The following is a 19,357-nucleotide window of genomic DNA, read 5'->3' on the forward strand; positions in this document are numbered from 1 at the left end:
GAACTGCCCGGCTGCAGCCCGGACTGGCGGAATCGGCCGGGAAGGCGTTATGACCGGAAAAAAGGGAGGAAGAGGCGTGATTTCGCGGCGGATGATGCTGGCCGGGCTTCTGGCGGGCGCGGCCTTCCCGGCGGTGGCCGAGGTGATGGACAGCTCGCCCCGGCCGGTGACGCGCGGCGGCAAGTCGGCGGCCCCCGCACCCGGTGCCGCGCGCGGCCCCGTCGATGCCGAGGCGCTGATCGAGAAGGCCAGGCTGGGCGGGTCGGTCGCCTTCGTGGTGATGGACGCAAGGACCGGCGCGGTGCTGGAGAGCCGCGCGCCGACCCTGCCGATGCCGCCAGCAAGCGTGGCCAAGACAGTGACCTCGCTGTTCGCGCTGGAGAAGCTGGGGCCATCCCACCGCTTTGCGACGCGGGTTCTGGCCACGGGGCCGGTGCAGGGCGGGGTGGTGCAGGGCGATCTGGTGCTGGCGGGCGGGGGCGATCCGACCTTGCAGACCGATCAGCTGGGCGATCTGGTGGCGCGGCTGGCCAAGGCCGGGCTGAAGGGGGCGACGGGGCGGTTCCTCTACTGGGAGGGCGCGCTGCCGACGCTGCGCGGGATTGCCGCCGACCAGCCCGAGCATGTCGGCTACAACGCGGCGATCTCGGGGCTGAACCTGAACTTCAACCGGGCCTATTTCGAATGGAAGAAGGTGGACGGCCAGTGGCGCACCACGGTCGATGCGCGGGGCGAACGCTTTGTGCCCGCCGTCGGCATGGTCCGGGTCGACGTGGCAGAGCGGGATGCGCCCTTGTTCACCTACGCGCCGGGTCGGGTCGAGGCATGGACGGTGGCCTCGGCCGCGCTGGGCAAGGGGGGCAGCCGCTGGCTGCCGGTCCGCGACCCCGGCGCCTATGTGGCCGAGGTGTTCCGCACGCTGGCGCGCGCGCAGGGCATCCGGCTGGAGCCGGGCGAGCGGGTCGCGGCGCTGCCGGCGGGGGCAGAGCTGGGCCGGGTGGACAGCGCGCCGCTGACCGAGGTTCTGCGCGACATGCTGAGGTTTTCCACCAACCTGACGGCGGAATGCGTGGGGCTGACCGCCTCGGGCCTGACGACGCTGGAGGCTTCGGGGCGGGCGATGTCCGACTGGGTCGCGGCGCGGTTCGGGGTGCGCTTCGACCTGCACGATCACTCCGGGCTGGGGGGGCAGTCGCGCGTGACGGCGGCGGGCATGGCGCAGATGCTGCAACAGGCTGAGGCCGGGGGGCGGGGTCTGAAGGCGATCCTGCGGGACGTCGGCCTGAAGGACGACAAGGGCGAGGTCATCAAGGGCAGCAAGGTCAAGGTGCTGGCCAAGTCGGGGACGCTGAATTTCGTCTCGGGACTGGCGGGCCATGTGGTGCCGCCCGCGCCGGGGCGGGAACTGGTCTTTGCCATCTTCACGGGCGATCCCGGGCGGCGCGATGCCGTGCCGGTCGCGCTGCGCGAGGAGCCCGAGGGCGGCAAGGCCTGGACCACCCGCGCGCGGCGGTTGCAGGGGCAGCTCATCAACCGCTGGGCCGGGGCCTACGCCTGACCTTTGCAAGGCGGCGCGCGCCCGGCCTTGCGGCGCGGGCTCTTGCCATCTTGCCCCCCGCGCCGGGCGCGATTGCCCGGCGCCCTGGCGACAAGGCACCCCGCGGTGCCGCCCCCGCACCGCAGATGCGCCGGGGCCACAGCGGTTCAGCCCGCCTTGCGCACCGGCACCCGCGCCCAGTCCGGCAGCCAGTCGCCATGCGCGGCCAGAAGGTCGGTGGTCATCGCCCAGATCTGGTCGAGGTCCAGCTCGGCCCCGGTGTGGGGGTCAAGCATGGCGGCGTGGTAGATGTGCTCGGGGTTTTCCGTCAGCAGCGCCTGCACCGTCAGGTCCTGGACGTTGATGTTCGTGCGCATCAGGGCGATCAGTTGCGGCGGGATGTCATGCACCACGGTGGGTTGCAGGCCCGAGGCATCCACCAGAACCGGCACCTCCACTGCGCAGCCCTCGGGTAGTTGCGGGATGTAGCCGCGGTTGCCGATGTTGCCGTAGATCACCGAGGGCTCGCCGGTGACGACCGAGTTCACGATTTCCGAGGCGTATTCGTGGCTTTCCTTCACCTCGACGGTGGTGGCGGATTTCAGCGCCTCGGCTTCCTTCTTCCAGCGGGCGATCTGTTCGACGCAGCGCTTGGGGTATTCGTCCAGCGGGATGCCGAATTTCTCGATCAGGTCCGGGCGGTCGCGCTTGATGAACCACGGCGTGTATTCGGCGAAATGCTCCGAGCTTTCGGTGACGAAGTAGCCCAGCCGCGTCAGCATCTCATACCGCACCTTGTTCGGGCAGCGCGGGTTCCAGTGCGACGGCTTGGGGAAACGCCCCTCGCGGTAGCCCTGGATGAGGTCGGGGTAGAGGTTGCGGTAGGTCCCATCCGGCTGGCGGTGTTCGAAGGTGAGGTAGAAGGCCATGTGGTTGATGCCGCCCGCGCGGTAGCGGATCTCCTCGACCGGGATGTCGAGGTCTCGCGCCAGTTCCCACGCGGTGCCCTGGACCGAATGGCACAGGCCCACTTGTTTGATTTTCGGATATTTCGCAGCGATCGCCCAGGTGTTGATCGCCATCGGATTGACATATTGCAACATCATGGCCTGAGGGGCGACTTCCAGCATGTCCTCACAGATGGACCACAGGTGCGGGACGGTGCGCAGGCCGCGCATGATGCCGCCGATGCCCAGCGTGTCGGCGATGGTCTGGCGCAGGCCGAACTTCTTCGGCACTTCGAAGTCGGTGATCGTGCAGGGGTCGTAGCCGCCGATCTGGAAGCAGACGACGACGAAATCGGCCCCGGTCAGGGCGCGCTTCTGGTCGGTGTAGGTCTTGACCGATGCCTTGCCGCCAAGGGTCTGGGCCAGCTTGCCGACGATGATCTCGGATTCCTCCAGCCGTTCGGGGTTGATGTCCATCAGGCGGATTTCGGCCTGGGCCAGGGCGGGACGCGACAGGATGTCGCCGGCGATGTTCTTGGTGAACACGGTGGAACCGGCGCCGATGAACGTGATGACGGGTTTGGGCATGATGCTCCTTCAGGCTGCAATCTCGAAGGCCGCCTTGACCGGGCGGCGGGTGTGGACGGTTGCGGGGTTCTCCGGCACGGCGTCAACCGGGCTCTGTTCGCGCTGGAGTTTGCGCAAGGGCGCGATGATCCGGCGGACCGGCATGCGGCGGTCCGGCGGGGTGGTCGGCGCGGACACCGCCGCCCCGGAAGACACCCCCGGAAGCAGCGCCGCAGGAGCGACGCGCTGGATACGGATCGTCATCTTGCTTCCCTTGATCTGCGCTAGCGCCAGGCCGATCGACGTTGACAGGGCCGCCGGTCGCGGACTCCCTCCGCCCCGTCCGGCAGGCAGAGGTTGCGGAAGATGAGGGCTTTCAACAATATCACTTTGTCAGATAGTTTTCCGGTTTTCTAAGATCGGCAGGGGCAGGCATGGATGGCAGCCGCAGCAGGGGTCAGAGACGGCGCAACCCGATGCCGGTGCCGAACCACGACCGGCATTTCTATTCGCGCAACCGCGCCTTCGGGCGGTTCGGCATCCGCATCTTCGAGCCCCAGCTGATGCCGCAGCCGCACTGGCACGGCCATGTCGAGCTGAACTTCGCGACGCATGTCCGCATGGGCTATGACTTCGACGGCACGAGGCTTGAGGTGCCGGACCGCCGGCTGGTCCTGTTCTGGGCCGGTGTGCCGCACCAGCTGACCGGGCTTCAGCCCCTGGGCGACGCCCCGCCGCGGCTGGCCAACATCTACCTACCCCTGGACAGCTTTCTGCAGATGCGTCACATCATGCCCTTGCAGGCGGCACTGATCGGGCGGGGGATGGTGGCGCTGCCGGAACCGCTTTGCGACGGCGACCTCGTGCAGCGCTGGTATCAGGACTACCGCTCGGGCGATTTCGAACGGGCCGAGATCGTGAAGATGGAGCTGAACGCCCTGTTCCGCCGCGCGCTGGTGTCGGGCTTCGACTATCTTCGCCCGCCGCAGCACGAGATCGGCAGCGACCGCAGTCTCAGTTCGGCCCATGTGCGCCATGTCATCGCGATGGTGCGTCATGTGCTTGAAAACCTGGACAAACCCTTGCTGAACGCCCAGGTGACAGCGGTGACGGGGCTGCATGAAAACTATGCGGTATCGCTGTTTTCCAGGACCATGCAGGTGCCGCTGAAGCAGTTCATCAACCGGATGCGGCTGATGCGGGCGCGGGCGCTTCTGGTGGAAAGCTCGACCGCGATTTCTGCGGTGGCCGAACAATGCGGCTTCACCTCCATGACCCAGTTCTACGCCCAGTTCCGCGCCGGTTACGGCATCTCGCCGGCCGCGCTGCGCCAGCACTATATCCGGATGGACCTGCGGTAGGGCGCAGGCGGCGCGCCTTCCCGTGTGCTGCATCCGGGGGGCCCGCATCGAGAGGGCCTGGCCGCGTCAGAGACGGCCAGCGGGCGAGCCTTGGGTGTCAGACGTGCCGTGACGCCGGGGCGATATGGTCGCGGGCCACCGACATCGCCTTCAGCACGGCATGAACCCTGTCGCCCGGCGCCAGCGCCAGGTCCCTGGCCGCGCGACGCGTGATGCGCGCAAGCAGTTCGGCCTCGCCGACCGACAGGTGAACCGTCACGGCGGGGCCGTCGCCTTGGGTGAGTTTCGTCACGCGCGCGGGCAGGATGTTCTGTGCGGAAAGCCCGGTGGGCCGCGCGCGCGACAGGATGATTTCGTGGGCCATGATCCGCACGCGCAGTCGCGTGCCCGGGTCTCCCTGCACGCCGGGCAGGAAGATCGGCCCCGTCGCCGTGTCAAGCCGGGTCAGGCCGTCCTCCTCGATGCCCGCGATGACGGCGGGCAGCAGGGCTGCGACCTCGCGGATGCCCATGGCGCGCAGGGCGTCGGCGTCGGCCATGACCTGTGCCGTCGTGCCTTCGCGGACAAGCCGTCCGTTCTGGATGACCAGCATCCGGTCGGCCAGAAGCTGCGCCTCGTTCATGTCATGCGTGACCAGCACGACCGGCATCGCCAGATGCGACCGCAGCGCGATGATCTCGGCATGAAGTCTTTCGCGGGTGGCGCGGTCCACGGCAGAGAAGGGTTCGTCCAGAAGCAGCACCGATGGCTTTCGCGCCAGGGCGCGGGCCAGGGCCACGCGCTGTTGCTGCCCGCCCGAAAGCTGCGCCGGTTTGCGGTCGGCCAGACCGTGCAGATTGACCAGATCGAGAAGCCGCGCCGCCTCGGCCCGGTCGGGCGTGGCCATCGCGGTCAGCACGTTTCCCAGCGCCGTCATGTGCGGAAACAGCGCATAGGACTGGAACACGAAGCCGATGGAGCGTCGGTGCACGGCCAGGTCGATCCCGGCCCCCGTATCCAGCCAGACCGTCCCACCCGCCCGCACCTGGCCGGAAGAGGGCGTCCACAGCCCCGCGATGCTGCGCAGGATCGTGGTCTTGCCCGACCCGGAATGTCCCACCAGGGCCAGCAGTTCGCCCGGAGCCACTTCGAAGGCCACCTCGAGCGGGACCGGTCTGTCGGCCCGCAGCGATACCGACAGCGTCATGACAGCCGCCGTCCGAGGCGGGCCGACAGCGCATAGGTGGCGGTGATCGTGGCCAGGCTGATCGCGACCAGCGTGGCCGCCATGATCCCTGCCCCCCTGTCGTCGAAGGCCTGCACCCGGTCGTAGATGGCAATCGCGACGGTCTTCGTCTCTCCCGGGATGGAGCCGCCAACCATCAGCACGATGCCGAATTCCCCAAGGGTATGGGCGAAGGTCAGCACCATGGCCGTCATCACCCCCGGCCAGGCCAGGGGCAGTTCGACCTTCCGCAGCGACCGCCAGGGCGACAGGCCGCAGCAGCGGGCCGCCTCGCGCACGGCGACGGGAACGGCTTCGAACCCGCGCTGCGCGGGCTGGATCGCGAAGGGCAGGTTGAAGATGACCGAGGCAAGAACCAGACCCTCGAAGCTGAAGACCAGCTGATGGCCGAAAAGCTCCTGCCAGAGCGACCCCAGGGGCGAGTTCCGGCCAAAGGCGACCAGCATGTAGAAGCCGAACACCGTGGGCGGCAGGACAAGCGGCAGCATCACCAGGGCTTCGACCAAACCCTTGCCGCCAAACTGCCGGAAGGCCAGGAACCGGCCGGTCAGAACCGAGACCGGCAGCAGGATCGCCACCGTCCAGGCGGCAAGTTCAAGCGACAGGAAAAGGGCGGTCCAGTCCAAGCGTCAGTCCTGCGGCAGGGTGAAGCCGTAACGCGCCATGATCTCGCGCGCAGGCGGGGTCTGGATGTAGGCGAAGAAGGCCTCGGCCACCGGCCCGGCCCCGTTCAGCAGCGCCATGCGTTGACGCAGGGGTTCATGCCAGTCCTCGGGGATCAGCGCATGGCTGCCCCGCGCCGCGACCTCCGGGGCAAGCGCCACCGAATAGGCGATGATCCCGCCCTCGGCATTGCCCGACAGCGTGAACTGCGCTGCCTGAGCGACATTTTCACCCAGCACCAGATAGGGCTGAATGGCCTCCCACAGTCCTGCGTGGCGCAGCGCCTCTTCGGCGCGCATCCCGTAGGGAGCGTGGTCGGGGTTGGCGATGGCAAAGCGGGTGATCCGACCCGCCGCCAATGCTTGCCGCAGCGTTTCCAACGTGCCGTCGGCGACCAGGGAGGACCCTTCCGGCACCTTCAGCACGATCCGACCGACGCCATACAGCGTGCCTTCGTCGCGGGCAAAGCCATCGCGGTGCAGGTCCAGGATGAACGACTCATCCGCCGCCATGAACATCTGGAACGGCGCACCTTCGCGGATCTGGCGGGCGAAGTTGCCGGTCGAGCCGAAGGCAAGACGCACGTCCATCCCCGTGTCCTGCCTGAACCGGGCCGCGATCTCCGTCACGGCGAAGGACAGGTCCGCGGCTGCGGCAATCACGGGGGCATCGGTCTGGGCGACAGCACTTGCGCCCGGCAGGACGCCCAGCATGGCAAGGGCAAGCAGAAGGTCGCGGCGCTGCATCATTCCGGGTGGCTCTGGTTGATATGGTCGGCCGGAAACATCGCTGTCCGCTGGCCCCGGAGTCAACCGTTATTTTCCATCGGGAATATCCCGGAGCAGCGCCTGCATCCCGCGCAGCGTCCCGGCGCCGGCCTCGGCGGCCTCTGCTTCGATCCGGCGGTAGAGGGCCAGGACCTGCTGCCCCGTCTCGGTCAGCACGGCACCACCGCCCCCCGGGCCGCCGCGCGTGCTTTCGACAAGCGGCGCGCGGAACATCGCATTCAGGGTTTCGATCAGCATCCAGGCGCGCTTGTAGCTCATCCCCATCTCGCGCCCTGCGGCTGCGATCGACCCGGTGCGCGCGATCCGTTCCAGAAGCTCGGCCTTGCCGGGCCCCAGCATCTCGGCCTCGCCGAAATGGATGCGAAGGCGCAGACGGGGCCAGGACGGGCGATCGGTTTGCAGAGTCATGGCCGCAGGATCGCGGGAAACGGCCCTGCCTTCAAGTCTTCAACCCGGGACGGACCGGCTGCCCTTCCGGCGCGGCAGCAGGGCGAGGTCACGCCGCCCAGGTCAGCCGGCGAGGCGTGCCATCACCGCCCCCGCCCCATCGCGGCCCTGACCAACCGCAGACGCGGACGGATGTCCTGCCGGTTCCGCGGGTCACTCCAGTGCCTCGAACACCAGTTCCGGCAAGACCACCTCCCACGCGTCGCGGCGGAGCAGGTGGTGATAGTCCTCATCCCCATCCTCGCGCCGCCAGGTCAGGACGGCGGCGACTTCGCCGCGCAGGAAGGTGGCGCCCTCGGGCGGGGCGAAGGCGCGGGAGAGGCGGGCAAGGGTCCGGCCCTGGGCGGTGTCGATCCGCCAGCGGTCGCCGTCGCGGATCAGCTGGACGGGGTCGCCGGGGCGGGCGGCGGCGATGGCGGCCAGCGCCGGATCCCCGTCCCGCAGACGCCCGGCAAAGGACAGGTCCACCAGCCGGGGATCGGGCGGCACATAGCGCAGGCGGGCGCGCGGCAGGGCGGCGGCGTCGGGGGTGACGCGGCGCGGCAGGATCGCATCGCCCGGGCGGACAAAGGCGTGGGGCCCGTCGGTCAGCACGGTCAGCGTGGACCGCGCCCGCGTCATGGCGACATAGAACAGGCGGCGCGGGGCGTCGGCATCCTCGCCGCGCGAGGGGCGATCCCAGCCGCCGTTCAGGATCACGACATGATCGAACTCCAGCCCCTTGGCGCGGTGGGCGGTCATGAGCAGCAGCCCCTGATGTTCGCCGCGCACGTCCCGCGCCCATTCGCCGAACCATTGCACGATGTCGGGCACCGGGGCGGCCTTTTCCACCAGTTCGCGCGCCAGGGTGCCGATGCCTTCGCCGATCAGGTCGGTCCAGCGGTTCCGGGGTTGGCCGTTCAGGATGGCGATCAGATCGGGGATGCTCAAAAGCCGGGTGCGATCTGCCAGAAGGGCACGGACGAATCCCTGCATCTCGCGCATGCGCCACAGGGAGAGCGGCTTTTCGTTGGCCATGTCGATGGGAATGCCCAGAGCCTCGGCATAGGCACGGACGGGTTCCAGCCGCCGCCAGTCGCGGGCGATCACGGCACAGCGCCGCCAGGTCCAATCGGGGTCCAGCCGGGACAGACGCAGCAGCTCGTCCAGAGCCGCCACCGCCTGCCCGGCCTCGCCGCCCGCATCCAGCAGGGTGACGCGCCCCTGCGCCACCGGGTCCAGCGCCGACCAGTCGCCCCCCGGCGCAGCCCTGGCGCGGGCGCGGTTCACGGTGATGTCGTGTCCAGCCTTCATGCGCTGGGCGGCCGGGGCGATGACGGCATTGGCCGCCGCGATGATATGCGCGGTCGAGCGGTAGTTTTCGGTCAGCCAGACCGGCTTGGCGGCATAGTCGGTCTCGAAGCGCCGGATGAACTCGATACTTGCCCCGGCGAAGGCGTAGATGTTCTGGTCGTCATCGCCCACGGCAAAGAGGCTGATGCGCAGGTCATCCTCAAGCGACCGCCCCGCCACCGCGCCGATCAGGGCATATTCCTCGGGGCCGATGTCCTGATATTCGTCCACGAGAAGCCAGCGATAGCCCTGGATCAGGGTGTCGCGCAGCGCCTCTGCCTCGGCCCTGGTCAGACCATCCCCGCGCAGCAGGGCTACGGCTTGCAGGACGATGCCGTCAAAGTCACGCGGCCCCTCGTGATCGCCTGCAAAGCTCGCCCCCATCAGCCGCATCGCCAGCGCGTGGCATGTGGACACCGTCACCCCCGCAGCGTCATCCCCGATCAGGCGGCGCAGGCGTTCCCGGATCTCGGCCGCGGCATGTCGGTTGTAGGTCAAGACCAGAATGCCGCGCGGGTCCTCGCGCTTCACGCGGATGAGGTAGGCGATGCGATGCACCAGCACCCGCGTCTTGCCCGACCCCGGCCCCGCCAGCACCAGCACATTGGTCTGTTCCCGGTCGTCGCGGACGATCTCGGCCTGCACCGGGTTGTCCAGCGCATCGACGATCGCGCGCCAGGACGTGCCGGTGGTCTGCCGCCGGATTTCCGCGCCGCGCCCCGGCAGCCAGCGGCGCAGGAAAGCGTCGCGGTCCAGCACGAAGTAATCCTCGGCCAGACGCCGGGCCTGATCCATGTCCTCCAGCCCCTTTTCGGCATAGGCCGCCATCACATGGGTCTGGATCGTCGTCTCTGCATAATGCTCTTCCAGGGGCGCGAAGTGCTGGACGGTGAACGGCCCGCCCTTCGGGTTCAGATGCACGGTGATCGCCGGGCGGAACACCGTCAGCCCCCGGCCCAGGGTGGCGACCTGCTGTTCGTGCAGCCACAAGAGCGCGCGGTCCATCAGGCGGGTCATGTCGCGCGTCTCGGCCCTGAGCAGCGCGTCGCCGTTCAGCGCATCCAGCATCGCGCCAAGGGTGGTTTCGACCTGAATGTCCTTGCCGCGCGTGCCCTTGGCCACCTTGCCCGTCAGATGGGCCAGCAGCGCCTGCGCCCCCTGCCGCCGCAGGTCTGCCGTGCGGGCGACCACGGGCCATGACCGCTCCAGCCGCACGAAGATCGTGGTCCGGCTGGCCTTGCGCAGGGTCAGGTTCCCCCGCCCGCCGTCCTGATCGCGGCCGTCCTGCGCCATGCCGCGCAGGATGCCCTCCACCAGATCGGGGCGCACCTGCGCATGTCCCTTGTCGCGCAGGGCCTGGCAGGTCTCGGTCAGGTTCAGGGGCTGCGCTTCGGCCCCTTCGGCATCCGGCACCGCCTCTTGCATCAGGGCGATCAGATCGGTCTCCATCCGCGCCGCCTGGTCCAGACGACGGGCCGAGGCATCCTCGACGCCGAGATGGACATAGACCGTGATGCCCGTGTCGTTGCTGGCGATGCCCAGAGCCTCCAGATCGGCCAAAGCCCGGTGCAACTCGCGCCCCGACAGCCCGCAGGCCCCGGTCAGATCGTCGGTCGAAACCCCGGCATCGGGGGCTGCATTCATCACATGGCGCACAAGGTCGATCAGCTGCGTGCGCCTGACCCCGGTGATCCGCGCCTTTTCCAGGATGGCTGCTGCCTCAGCCACCGACCGGATGCGCAGCGACGAGGGGAACACCTGTACGCGGTTCTCCTCGCGGGCCAGCAGCGTCGCCTCTTCCAGCCAGGCCACGGCGGTCTTCACGCGGGTGTCGTCGGTGGCCTTGTCGCGCTCGAATTCCTGATCCTTCTCCTCGCGCACGATCTCGCCCGGGGTGGCCACCACCTCGCCCGACCTGTGCCGGTCCAGCCGCCGCAGCGCCTTGAGGATCGCGCCGATCTCGTGCCGTGCCAGACGCGACCGCGCCGACAGCGAGAATTGCCGCTCCACATCCTCGGGGCTGAACAGCAGCACGCAACTGGCGGGCGCGCGATCCCGCCCGGCGCGGCCCGCCTCTTGCAGGTAATTCTCCAGCGACCCCGGAATGTCACCATGCACGACCAGCCGGATATCGGGCTTGTCGATGCCCATGCCGAACGCATTCGTCGCCGCGATCACCCGCAACTGCCCGGTGCGGAACGCCTCTTGCACCTCGCGCTTATCTTCCGGGCTGCGTCCTGCGTGGAAGAAATCCGCCGCCAGCCCCTGCGCCTTCAGGAACTCCGCCACCTTTTCCGTCGCCGTCCGGGTGGCGCAATAGACCACGGCCCCCGAGGCCCCTTCGGGCGGCAGATTGGCCTCGATCGTCGTCAGGATGTCGCTCAGCTTGGTCGCCTTCTGCGTGGCCAGCACGGCAAAGGACAGGTTGGTGCGCACCGCGCCCCCGTCCAGCAGCATCAGGTCCACCCCGAGCCGGGACTGGAAATGGTCACGGATGTCGCGCACCACCTCGGGCTTGGCAGTTGCGGTCAGGCACAGCACCGGCGCCGGAGCATCGCCCGAGACCTCTTTGACAAAGCGGCTGACATAACGGTAGTCGGGCCGGAAATCATGGCCCCATTTGCTGATGCAATGCGCCTCGTCCAGCACCCAGAGCCCGACCTCGCGCTGTTGCAGGACGGCGCGGACCCCTGGCGAGCGCAACTGCTCGGGCGAGATCAGCAGCATCGCCGCATCGCCCATCCGCACCTTTTCCAGCGCGTCATGCCGTTCGGGCAGCGACAGCATGCCGTTCACCGTGACAGCGCACGAAATCCCGGCCCGCGCCAGCCCCTGCACCTGATCGGCCATCAGCGCCACAAGGGGCGAGATCACCACCGTCAGCGCCCCGGTCTTGTCGAACCGCGACAGCGCCGGAATCTGGTAGCAGACCGATTTGCCGGTGCCGGTGGGCAGGATGCCGAGGACCGATCTGCCCGCCATCGTCTCGGCCACGATGCGCTCCTGCAAGGGGCGACCCATGTCATCGACGGGCTGCGGGCGGAAGGCGGGAAAGCCGAACCAGCGTTCCAACGCGGCCTTGGGGTCGTTCTTTTCCGCGCACCAGCCGCAGGCCGGATCGCCACAGTTCGTGTCGCGCAGATGTCGCACGATCCGCCCCGCCTGCGGAAACTGCATCCGCACCCAGGGCGGCATCACCGAATCCCCGCCCGCCACCGAAATCCACGACAGCGCATAGGCCATCGGCCAGCCATTGCGCGGATCGGACAGGCGGCCAAGGGTCTGGTCGAGACGATGGTTGCAGGCGCGACCGTCCAGCAGGCGACGGATGGCGGCATGGGCTGCGGCCTCACCCGGTGCCGGGCCGCGCAAGGACCGGAACAGCGCGTCGAACCCGGCCGAGGCCTCGCCTCGCGTTGTCAGATGGTGATAGGCCAGCAAGGCATCGGGTGCCTCCTCTCCCAACCGGGTAAACGCTGCGATCTGATCGGCCAGCACCTGAAGGGCCAACCGAGCATCCTGTTCGGGGTCGTTCACATGGCCGACCTGCAACCGCCCGTCGTGATAGTGTTTGACCAGATGGTGATAAGGGTTGCGCGGAAAGGCCAGGGGGTTCAGCCACAGCGTGTCGATCGCCGCCGCCCCCGGACCCGTCAGCCGCGCCCGGTTGGCCACCAGATGCGGCAGGTCATGGCGCAGGATGTTGTGGCCCACCAGATGCGCCACCCCGTCGCACAGCGCCTCGAGCCGGTCCAGCGCAGGACCGATCGCAGCCCCCTTGTGAACGACAGCCCGCTCGCCCCGCACAGCCGCAAAGGCAAAAAGCCCTGCCGTCCTGGGATCGACCTCCAGATCGACCGAAACGCAGGCCGACAGGAAAGATGAGGCGTCACGGGTCAAGCATCAGGACCGGGCTTTGGAGGAGCAACTGCTTGTCAACGGATTGATAACCTTGCCTCTCCTGGATGCAAGACGCGGAATGTCCCTTCACCTTCGGCGCGAACGCGGCGTTCTGCAATGCACTCTGCACGCCCAAAGACATTTCTCGGGATCGCGCCGGATCGACAGCGCAAGGCTGCGATCAGCGCAAGGGGCCGTCCGCGCGCGTCCCAGCCCGGGCGAACGCCGCCAGTGCAGGAAAAAACCGCGCAATGCCGCCACGGCGCATGGACAAGGAAAAGCGCGACACTCAGCTTGCTGATCTTGCTGATTCAAGTGGTGCCCAGAGCCGGAATCGAACCAGCGACACGCGGATTTTCAATCCGCTGCTCTACCAACTGAGCTATCTGGGCACCGTTTGGTGGGCGGGTGATACTCAAGCACCGGGGGGCTGTCCAGAGGGAAAACGCCTCTCAATGCGCCTTTGGCGGGGTCTCGTCGGTTGGCAGCTCCTCGGCCTCGTCCGCGCTTTCGGCCGGGATGCGGTAGCTTTCGGTCAGCCAGCGGCCAAGGTCGATGTCGGCGCAGCGGCGCGAGCAGAACGGGCGGTAGGCGGGGACGGCGGGCTTGCCGCAGATCGGGCAGCTCATGGCAGGCCTTTCGGCAGAAGCTCGGCCAGGGGCAGGCGGTCGCGCTTGCGGGTCAGTTCGTAAAGGCCAAGCGTGGTCCAGCCGGCATGGTTGGTTTCGCCATCGGTCTTGAAGGCGGCCTTCAGCACCTGGTCGAGGATATGGCGGTCGCGCTTGGGCATCGGCGCGAAGTCCACCACCACCTGGCCGCCCAGGCCGCGCAGGCGCAGCTGGCGCGGCAGGTCGCGGGCGGCGGCGATGTTCACCTTCAGCGCCGCAGCGGGCGAGGTGTCGGGGCCGGTGTTCACATCCACCGCCACCAGCGCGCGGGTCGGTTCGATCATCATGTGCGCGCCCGCCTCCAGCGCGACGCGGGGGGACAGCAGGGCCTCGACCGCCTCGATCACGCCGTGGCGTTCGAGACTTCCGGGATCGGTGTCGGCATCGTCCACCGCCGGGTCCAGCCAGTCGCGGAAGGCCAGATCATGCGCCGAGGGGCCATCGACCAGAAGCTCCGGGTCCCCGGACAGATCGGCCAGCACCGCCTCGGCCAGGCTGCGCATCGCGGCGATGTCCTCGGTGATCGCCTGATCCTCGGCTTCCTCGCAGCCCGAGCGCAGGATCAGGCCCAGCCTTTCGGACGCGCCAGACATGCCGGCCTCGGCCAGCGCCGAGAGGTCGGCGCGGCGGTCCTCGTCGCGGATGCGGCGGCTGATGTTCAGGCCGGGCGCGTCGGGGGTGATGATGGCAAAGCGCGACTTGAACAGAAGGCGCGTGGTCACCGGCAGGGCCTTGCCGGGTTCGGCCGGCCCCGTGACCTGCACCAGAAGCCGCTGGCCGGGGGCCACACCGGAAATCTGCCGCAGGAAGCCCGAGCCGCCCGGCAGCCTGACGAAGATGCCGCCCTGGCCCTTGACCGGACGGTCGGCCACCGCGCGGCAGATGGCGCCGGGCAGCACCACGTCGCCCTCGGGGTCGATGGCCAGTTCCTCCAGCCGCCCGTCCACCAGCAGCGCGGCGGCCTGACGGCCGGCGATCTCGTCCAGAACCAGAAGCCGTCCCTTCATGCCTGCCTCCAGACCGGATAGCCCACCGCCGTCAGAAGGGCCGCCGTCTCGGCCACCGGCAGGCCCATGATGCCGGTGTAGCTGCCCGAAATCCACGGGATCAGCGCCCCCGCCAGCCCCTGGATGCCGTAGCCGCCCGCCTTGCCCTGCCATTCGCCGCTGGCGAGATAGGCGTTCAGTTCCGCGTCCGACAGCCGTTTCATCTTCACCACGCTGACGCTGTCGCGCACCAGCACCCGGTCCCCGCGCCGCACCGCGACCCCGGTGACGACCTGATGCCGCCGCCCGCCAAGAGCGGTCAGGAAGGCTGCGGCCTCTCCGGCATCCGCAGGCTTGCCCAGGATGCGGCGGCCAAGCGCGACGGTCGTGTCGGCGCAAAGCACCACGTCATCGGGACCAGACGGCACCGCCCGCGCCTTTTCCTCGGCCAGCCGCAGGCAATAGGGACGCGGCAGTTCGCCCTTGCGGGGGTCTTCGTCGATGTCGGGGGGCAGGATCAGATCGGGCACGATCCCCATCTGCGCCAGCAAGTCCTTGCGGCGCGGGCTGCCTGATCCGAGGATGAGGCGCAACTTACTTGAAGCGATAGTTGATGCGGCCCTTCGACAGGTCGTAGGGGGTCATCTCGACCTGCACCTTGTCGCCGGCCAGAACCCGGATGCGGTTCTTGCGCATCTTGCCTGCCATCACCGCGATCAGCTCATGGCCGTTCTCGAGTTCGACCCTGAATGTCGCGTTCGGCAGGAGTTCCTTCACGACACCGGGGAATTCGAGAATGTCTTCCTTGGCCATGGTCTCTCCATTGCAGATGGGCCCGCGGGGGATGTCCCGCAGGCGTCCGGTGCGCCATATGCCCCCGAAAGGGCCGGTTTTCAAGCGGATTCTTCCGGGCGGCCCGGACGCCCGCGCAGGCCGAGGCGGATCTGCTTCTCGATCTCGACGATGGCGAAGAACACCACGCCGATCCCGACGATCAGCAGGCCATGGCCGAACGGAACGGCCTCGGTGCCCAGGATCGCCTGCAGGGGCGGCAGGTAGGTCACGGCGAACTGCGCCGCCGTCACCAGGATCACCACCGTCCAGACGACCTTCGTGCCCCGGACCGCCTTCCAGGTCAGCGAGGTGCCGTGCATGTTGCGGATGAAGAACAGGTTGAAGATCTCCAGCACGACGATCATGTTCATCGCCATCGTCTGCGCCATGGCCAGCGAATAGCCCTGATCGATGGCATAGTTGAAGAGGCCGAAGGTCGCCGCGACGAAGAGGCCCGCGATCAGGATCACCTGCCAGACCAGCCCGCCGGTCAGGATCGGCGCGTTGCGCGGGCGGGGCGGGCGCGACATGGTGCCGGCCTCGGTCGGCTCGAAGGCCAGCGCAAGGCCCAGGGTGACAGCCGTGATCAGGTTGATCCACAGGATCTGCACGGGCGTCACCGGCAAGGCCAGCCCCAGAAGCAGCGCCAGCACCACGACCGAGGCTTCGCCCGCATTGGTGGGCAGGGTCCAGCTGATCACCTTCCGCAGGTTGTCCCAGACCGTCCGCCCCTCGCGCACGGCCGCCGCGATGCTGGCGAAATTGTCGTCGGCCAGCACCAGATCGGCGGCTTCCTTCGCCGCTTCCGATCCCTTCAGCCCCATGGCGATGCCCGCATCGGCGCGCTTCAGCGCGGGCGCATCGTTCACGCCGTCGCCGGTCATCGCCACCGACAGACCGTTGGCCTGCAAGGCCGTGACCAGCCGCAGCTTGTGTTCGGGGCTGGTGCGGGCAAAGACATCGACGTCCATCACCTCCAGCGCCAGCTGCGCATCGTCCAGCTTGTCGAGATCCGCTCCGGTCAGCACGCGGCCCGGCCGCGCCAGCCCGATCTGAGCGGCGATGGCGGCGGCGGTTCCGGCATGGTCGCCGGTGATCATCTTGACCCGGATCCCGGCGCGGCGACATTCGGCCACCGCTTCGATGGCCTCGGCGCGCGGCGGGTCGATCAGGCCCAGAAGGCCGATGAACCTCAGCCCGCCCTCCAGCGCCTTCGCGTCGATGCGGTCGCTTGCCTGTTGCCGTTCGGCGAAGGCCAGCACGCGCAGGCCCTGACGGGCCATCGCCTCGGCCCGGTCGTGCCAGTGCGCATGGTCGATGTCGCCGCACATGCGCAGCACCCGTTCCGGCGCGCCCTTGACCAGGGTCAGCCCGTCGCCGGTCAGCACCGCCATATAGCGGTGGCGGCTGTCGAAAGGCACCGCGTCCAACCGCGTGGCGGGCGGCACCTCGCCCACCTTGCCGGAAAAGGCCAGCAAGGCCCCCTCCATCGGGTCGCCCTCGACGAACCATTGCCCGTCCCGTTCATGCAGGGCCGCGTCGTTGCACAGCGCCGCCGCCCGCGCCAGCCGCGACAGATCGCCTGCCGGGGTGATCTTGCCCCGGGGCTCATAGCCGTCGCCCGAGACGGTGAAGGCACCCTCCGGCGTCTCGGCGGCGGCCACGACCATCTCGTTGCGGGTCAGCGTGCCGGTCTTGTCGGTGCAGATGACCGAGACCGAGCCGATCGCCTCGATCGCGGGCAGGCGGCGCACGATGGCGTTGCGCCGCGCCATGGCCTGCACGCCGATGGCCAGCGTGATCGTCATCACCGCAGGCAGGCCTTCGGGGATCGCGGCCACGGCGACGCCGATCACCGCCATGAATAGCTCGCCAAAGTCCTGATGGCCGACGAAATGGCCGTAGGCGAGCAGAAGCGCCGAGATCAGCAGGATCAGCAGCGACAGCCAGCGCGCGAAATGGTCCATCTGCCGGACCAGCGGCGTGGTCAGCTGTTCGACCCCGGCCAGAAGCCCGCCGATCCGGCCGATCTCGGTGCCCTGGCCCGTGGCCACGACCAGCCCCTTCGCGGTGCCCTGCGTGACCAGCGTCCCCGACCAAAGCATCGACCGCCGGTCCCCCAGGGCCGCAGCCGCCGCGACCGGCCCCGTGTCCTTCTCCACCGGCACGGATTCGCCGGTCAGGATCGCCTCTTGCGCCGCCAGCCCCCGCGCCTCGATCACCCGCAGGTCGGCCGGCACCTTGTCGCCCGCCTCCAGCAGCACGATGTCGCCCGGCACAAGATCGGCCCCCGGCAGGCTCACCCGCTGCCCGTCGCGCAGGACGGCCGCCTTCGGCGCCAGCAGCGACCGGATCGCCCCCATCGCCGCCTCGGCCTTGCCCTCCTGGATGAAGCCGATCACCGCATTGGCCAGCACGACCGCGAGGATCACCCCGGTATCGACCCAGTGCTGCAAGGCCGCCGTAACGACCGCTGCGGCCAGAAGCACATAGATCAGCACATTGTCGAACTGCGCGAGGAAGCGAAGGACCGGCCCCCGCGATCTGGCTTCGGGCAGGCGGTTCGGCCCGTGCTCGGCCAGCCGCCGCGCCGCCTCGTCCCGGCTCAGTCCGCCTGGCCGGGCGTTCAGCCGCGTCAGGGCCTCGTCGATCGAAAGCGCGTGGAACGGGACGGGATCGGTCATTTCCGGCCTCCTCGGGTCTGTCCGGACGGATCGTGACGGGGCTTGCGTCTGGCGTGGGCTCTCGCAGCGATCCGGCGGGTCGGATCGCCCCGAAGCCTAAAGGTATATGAATGCCCACAGGCAACGCATTGATTTGGCGCAATTCGCCAGTCTGCCCACGCGTGGGCAGAAGGTCCGGGTCAAAGCGCCCGCATCCAGAATTGCAGGGGCTTCTCGGTCTCGGCCGTGTCGCCGAGGTCCTTCCAGCTGAACCGCGCGACGACCCCCGGAAGCGGCGCATAGCCCCGCCCGCGCCAGAAGGCGTCGTTGGTGCGGGCCTGGGCGGGCCGCGCAGGGTGGTCGTCGGGCCGGATGACGGAACAGAACGCGACATGGGTCCGGCCGAGGGCGCGGGCGTGGTCCTCGCGCAGGTCGATGAAACGGTGGCCAAGGCCGATGCCGCGATAGGGGCGCAGAAGGACCGACTCCGCCCCGTAGAGGATGGTCTCCGGCCGCAGGCCAAGGTCGCGGAAGGGGGCGCTGAACTCCGGCGCGTGGTCCTCCATCGGGGTCGAGGTCGAGGCGCCGATCAGTTGGCCCTGGTGGAAGGCCCCGACCAGCAGCGCGCCGGGGTTGTCGCGGTAGGTGGCGAGGTATTCGCGTTCGTATTCCAGCGAGCCGTCGTAAAGGTAGGGCCAGTCCCGGAACACGGTGATCCGTAGCTGCGCGACGCCATCGAGGGCGGCCTCCAGCTCGGGGCCGCGCAGGACCCGGACGTCGATGTCTTCCAGGTTCACTGGCTCACCTGCCGGATCCAGTCGTTGAGGTTGTAGAAGGTGGTGATGCGGGAGATGAGGCCGCCCCTGACCTCGAAGAACCCCCCGGCGGGGAGGATGTAGGTCTGGCCGCGGGCTTCGGGCAGGCCCGGGTCGGTCTTCAGATACTCCCCATGGACCACGAACTCGGCGGCCCCCCGGGTGCCGTCGTCGGTCGCGAAGATCGTCAGGTCGCGGAGCTGCTCCCGGTAGCTGACCCCCATGTGGCCGCAGAACTCGCGGAACTTCGCCTTGCCGATCCGGTGCCCGCCCTCGTTCACCCGGTGCTCGACGTCCTCGGTCAGGCAGGCGAGCATCCCCTCGGGGTCGCCCGCGTTGAAGGCGTCGTAGTAGCGGCGGATCAGGGAGAGGGTGGTCTCGCGGGTCATGGGGGTCTCCTTTTGGGGGAGAGTAGCGGGGGCCGGGGGCGGGGGGAAGTCGCAGGCGGCGGGGTGGGGGCGGAAAGCGACCTTGCGGTGCGCCGCGCGCGGCGCGGTGGGGGCCGCAAGGGATTCCAATGGCTTGGTTGTGGGCGTTCTGACGTGGTTAACTCAAGTTCCAAGTGCAACGGTTGTTGTTGTTTTTTCGAGTTCCTCGGCGAGGGCCTGTGCTGGTGTTTTCCAG

16 protein-coding genes and 1 tRNA gene are annotated in these 19,357 nt (G+C 68.7%); 2 read left to right on the top strand and 15 right to left on the bottom strand.

The window, feature by feature from the left end:
• The first annotated feature begins 76 nt into the window (after positions 1–76).
• Positions 77–1,558 (top strand): D-alanyl-D-alanine carboxypeptidase/D-alanyl-D-alanine endopeptidase, encoded by a 1,482-nt coding sequence (dacB, locus tag D5084_RS08750; RefSeq protein WP_238382582.1) that lies wholly within the window; start codon positions 77–79, stop codon positions 1,556–1,558.
• A gap of 146 nt (positions 1,559–1,704) precedes the next feature.
• Here the strand turns inward: dacB and D5084_RS08755 are convergent, their stop codons facing one another.
• Positions 1,705–3,072 (bottom strand): alpha-glucosidase/alpha-galactosidase, encoded by a 1,368-nt coding sequence (locus D5084_RS08755; RefSeq protein WP_274378880.1) that lies wholly within the window; start codon positions 3,070–3,072, stop codon positions 1,705–1,707.
• Positions 3,073–3,081: 9 nt separating this feature from the next.
• On the bottom strand, positions 3,082–3,315 hold the full coding sequence (locus D5084_RS08760) for a hypothetical protein (protein ID WP_128515146.1): 234 nt from the start codon (positions 3,313–3,315) through the stop codon (positions 3,082–3,084).
• Positions 3,316–3,527: 212 nt separating this feature from the next.
• Between D5084_RS08760 and D5084_RS08765 the strand changes: the two genes are divergently transcribed.
• Positions 3,528–4,412 carry a helix-turn-helix domain-containing protein gene (locus tag D5084_RS08765; protein ID WP_162302407.1) on the top strand — a complete coding sequence of 295 codons (885 nt, stop codon included), beginning with the start codon at positions 3,528–3,530 and terminating at the stop codon, positions 4,410–4,412.
• Positions 4,413–4,509: 97 nt separating this feature from the next.
• Here D5084_RS08765 and modC read toward each other — a convergent pair whose 3' ends face one another.
• The 13 genes from modC to D5084_RS08830 form a co-directional block, all read right to left on the bottom strand.
• Complete coding sequence (gene modC / locus D5084_RS08770; protein ID WP_128515148.1) at positions 4,510–5,598, bottom strand: molybdenum ABC transporter ATP-binding protein; 1,089 nt, start codon at positions 5,596–5,598, stop codon at positions 4,510–4,512.
• Positions 5,595–6,263: a molybdate ABC transporter permease subunit gene (gene modB, locus D5084_RS08775; protein WP_128515149.1), complete on the bottom strand. Its 669-nt coding sequence runs from the start codon at positions 6,261–6,263 to the stop codon at positions 5,595–5,597. Before modB ends, modC begins: the two co-directional genes overlap by 4 nt.
• A 3-nt stretch (positions 6,264–6,266) precedes the next feature.
• Complete coding sequence (gene modA, locus D5084_RS08780; RefSeq protein WP_128515150.1) at positions 6,267–7,049, bottom strand: molybdate ABC transporter substrate-binding protein; 783 nt, start codon at positions 7,047–7,049, stop codon at positions 6,267–6,269.
• Positions 7,050–7,115: 66 nt separating this feature from the next.
• A complete protein-coding gene (locus D5084_RS08785; protein ID WP_128515151.1) occupies positions 7,116–7,496 on the bottom strand; it encodes a winged helix-turn-helix domain-containing protein in 381 nt (126 codons plus the stop codon).
• A gap of 192 nt (positions 7,497–7,688) precedes the next feature.
• Positions 7,689–12,767, bottom strand: coding sequence for a RecQ family ATP-dependent DNA helicase (locus D5084_RS08790; RefSeq protein WP_128515152.1), 5,079 nt, complete (start codon positions 12,765–12,767; stop codon positions 7,689–7,691).
• A gap of 316 nt (positions 12,768–13,083) precedes the next feature.
• A tRNA-Phe gene (locus D5084_RS08795) sits at positions 13,084–13,159 on the bottom strand.
• 60 nt (positions 13,160–13,219) lie between these two features.
• Complete coding sequence (locus D5084_RS08800) at positions 13,220–13,396, bottom strand: DNA gyrase inhibitor YacG (RefSeq protein ID WP_128515153.1); 177 nt, start codon at positions 13,394–13,396, stop codon at positions 13,220–13,222.
• Complete coding sequence (locus D5084_RS08805) at positions 13,393–14,442, bottom strand: ribonuclease E/G (protein ID WP_128515154.1); 1,050 nt, start codon at positions 14,440–14,442, stop codon at positions 13,393–13,395. Before D5084_RS08805 ends, D5084_RS08800 begins: the two co-directional genes overlap by 4 nt.
• Complete coding sequence (locus D5084_RS08810) at positions 14,439–15,014, bottom strand: Maf family protein (protein ID WP_128515155.1); 576 nt, start codon at positions 15,012–15,014, stop codon at positions 14,439–14,441. Before D5084_RS08810 ends, D5084_RS08805 begins: the two co-directional genes overlap by 4 nt.
• 1 nt (position 15,015) lies before the next feature.
• Positions 15,016–15,234 carry a translation initiation factor IF-1 gene (infA, locus tag D5084_RS08815; protein ID WP_050523081.1) on the bottom strand — a complete coding sequence of 73 codons (219 nt, stop codon included), beginning with the start codon at positions 15,232–15,234 and terminating at the stop codon, positions 15,016–15,018.
• Positions 15,235–15,314: 80 nt separating this feature from the next.
• A complete protein-coding gene (locus tag D5084_RS08820; RefSeq protein WP_128515156.1) occupies positions 15,315–17,939 on the bottom strand; it encodes an HAD-IC family P-type ATPase in 2,625 nt (874 codons plus the stop codon).
• 179 nt (positions 17,940–18,118) lie between these two features.
• The gene (locus tag D5084_RS08825) at positions 18,119–18,715 is read right to left on the bottom strand and encodes a GNAT family N-acetyltransferase (protein WP_238382583.1); all 597 of its coding nucleotides are present in this window, start codon (positions 18,713–18,715) and stop codon (positions 18,119–18,121) included.
• The gene (locus D5084_RS08830; protein WP_128515157.1) at positions 18,712–19,122 is read right to left on the bottom strand and encodes a ketosteroid isomerase-related protein; all 411 of its coding nucleotides are present in this window, start codon (positions 19,120–19,122) and stop codon (positions 18,712–18,714) included. The genes D5084_RS08825 and D5084_RS08830 overlap by 4 nt, the downstream gene beginning before the upstream one ends.
• Positions 19,123–19,357: the final 235 nt, after the last annotated feature.

The organism is Tabrizicola thermarum, assembly GCF_003574395.1.
GTDB classification, from domain to species: Bacteria; Pseudomonadota; Alphaproteobacteria; order Rhodobacterales; family Rhodobacteraceae; genus Tabrizicola; species Tabrizicola thermarum.

Coding starts and splice junctions, on each gene's coding strand:
- D5084_RS08820 (WP_128515156.1), bottom strand. CDS start 17,939: ATGACCGATCCCGTCCCGTTCCACGCGCTTTCGATCGACGAGGCCCTG.
- D5084_RS08760 (WP_128515146.1), bottom strand. CDS start 3,315: ATGACGATCCGTATCCAGCGCGTCGCTCCTGCGGCGCTGCTTCCGGGG.
- D5084_RS08755 (WP_274378880.1), bottom strand. CDS start 3,072: ATGCCCAAACCCGTCATCACGTTCATCGGCGCCGGTTCCACCGTGTTC.
- D5084_RS08830 (WP_128515157.1), bottom strand. CDS start 19,122: ATGACCCGCGAGACCACCCTCTCCCTGATCCGCCGCTACTACGACGCC.
- D5084_RS08800 (WP_128515153.1), bottom strand. CDS start 13,396: ATGAGCTGCCCGATCTGCGGCAAGCCCGCCGTCCCCGCCTACCGCCCG.
- modC (WP_128515148.1), bottom strand. CDS start 5,598: ATGACGCTGTCGGTATCGCTGCGGGCCGACAGACCGGTCCCGCTCGAG.
- D5084_RS08765 (WP_162302407.1), top strand. CDS start 3,528: ATGCCGGTGCCGAACCACGACCGGCATTTCTATTCGCGCAACCGCGCC.
- D5084_RS08785 (WP_128515151.1), bottom strand. CDS start 7,496: ATGACTCTGCAAACCGATCGCCCGTCCTGGCCCCGTCTGCGCCTTCGC.
- D5084_RS08805 (WP_128515154.1), bottom strand. CDS start 14,442: ATGAAGGGACGGCTTCTGGTTCTGGACGAGATCGCCGGCCGTCAGGCC.
- modA (WP_128515150.1), bottom strand. CDS start 7,049: ATGATGCAGCGCCGCGACCTTCTGCTTGCCCTTGCCATGCTGGGCGTC.
- infA (WP_050523081.1), bottom strand. CDS start 15,234: ATGGCCAAGGAAGACATTCTCGAATTCCCCGGTGTCGTGAAGGAACTC.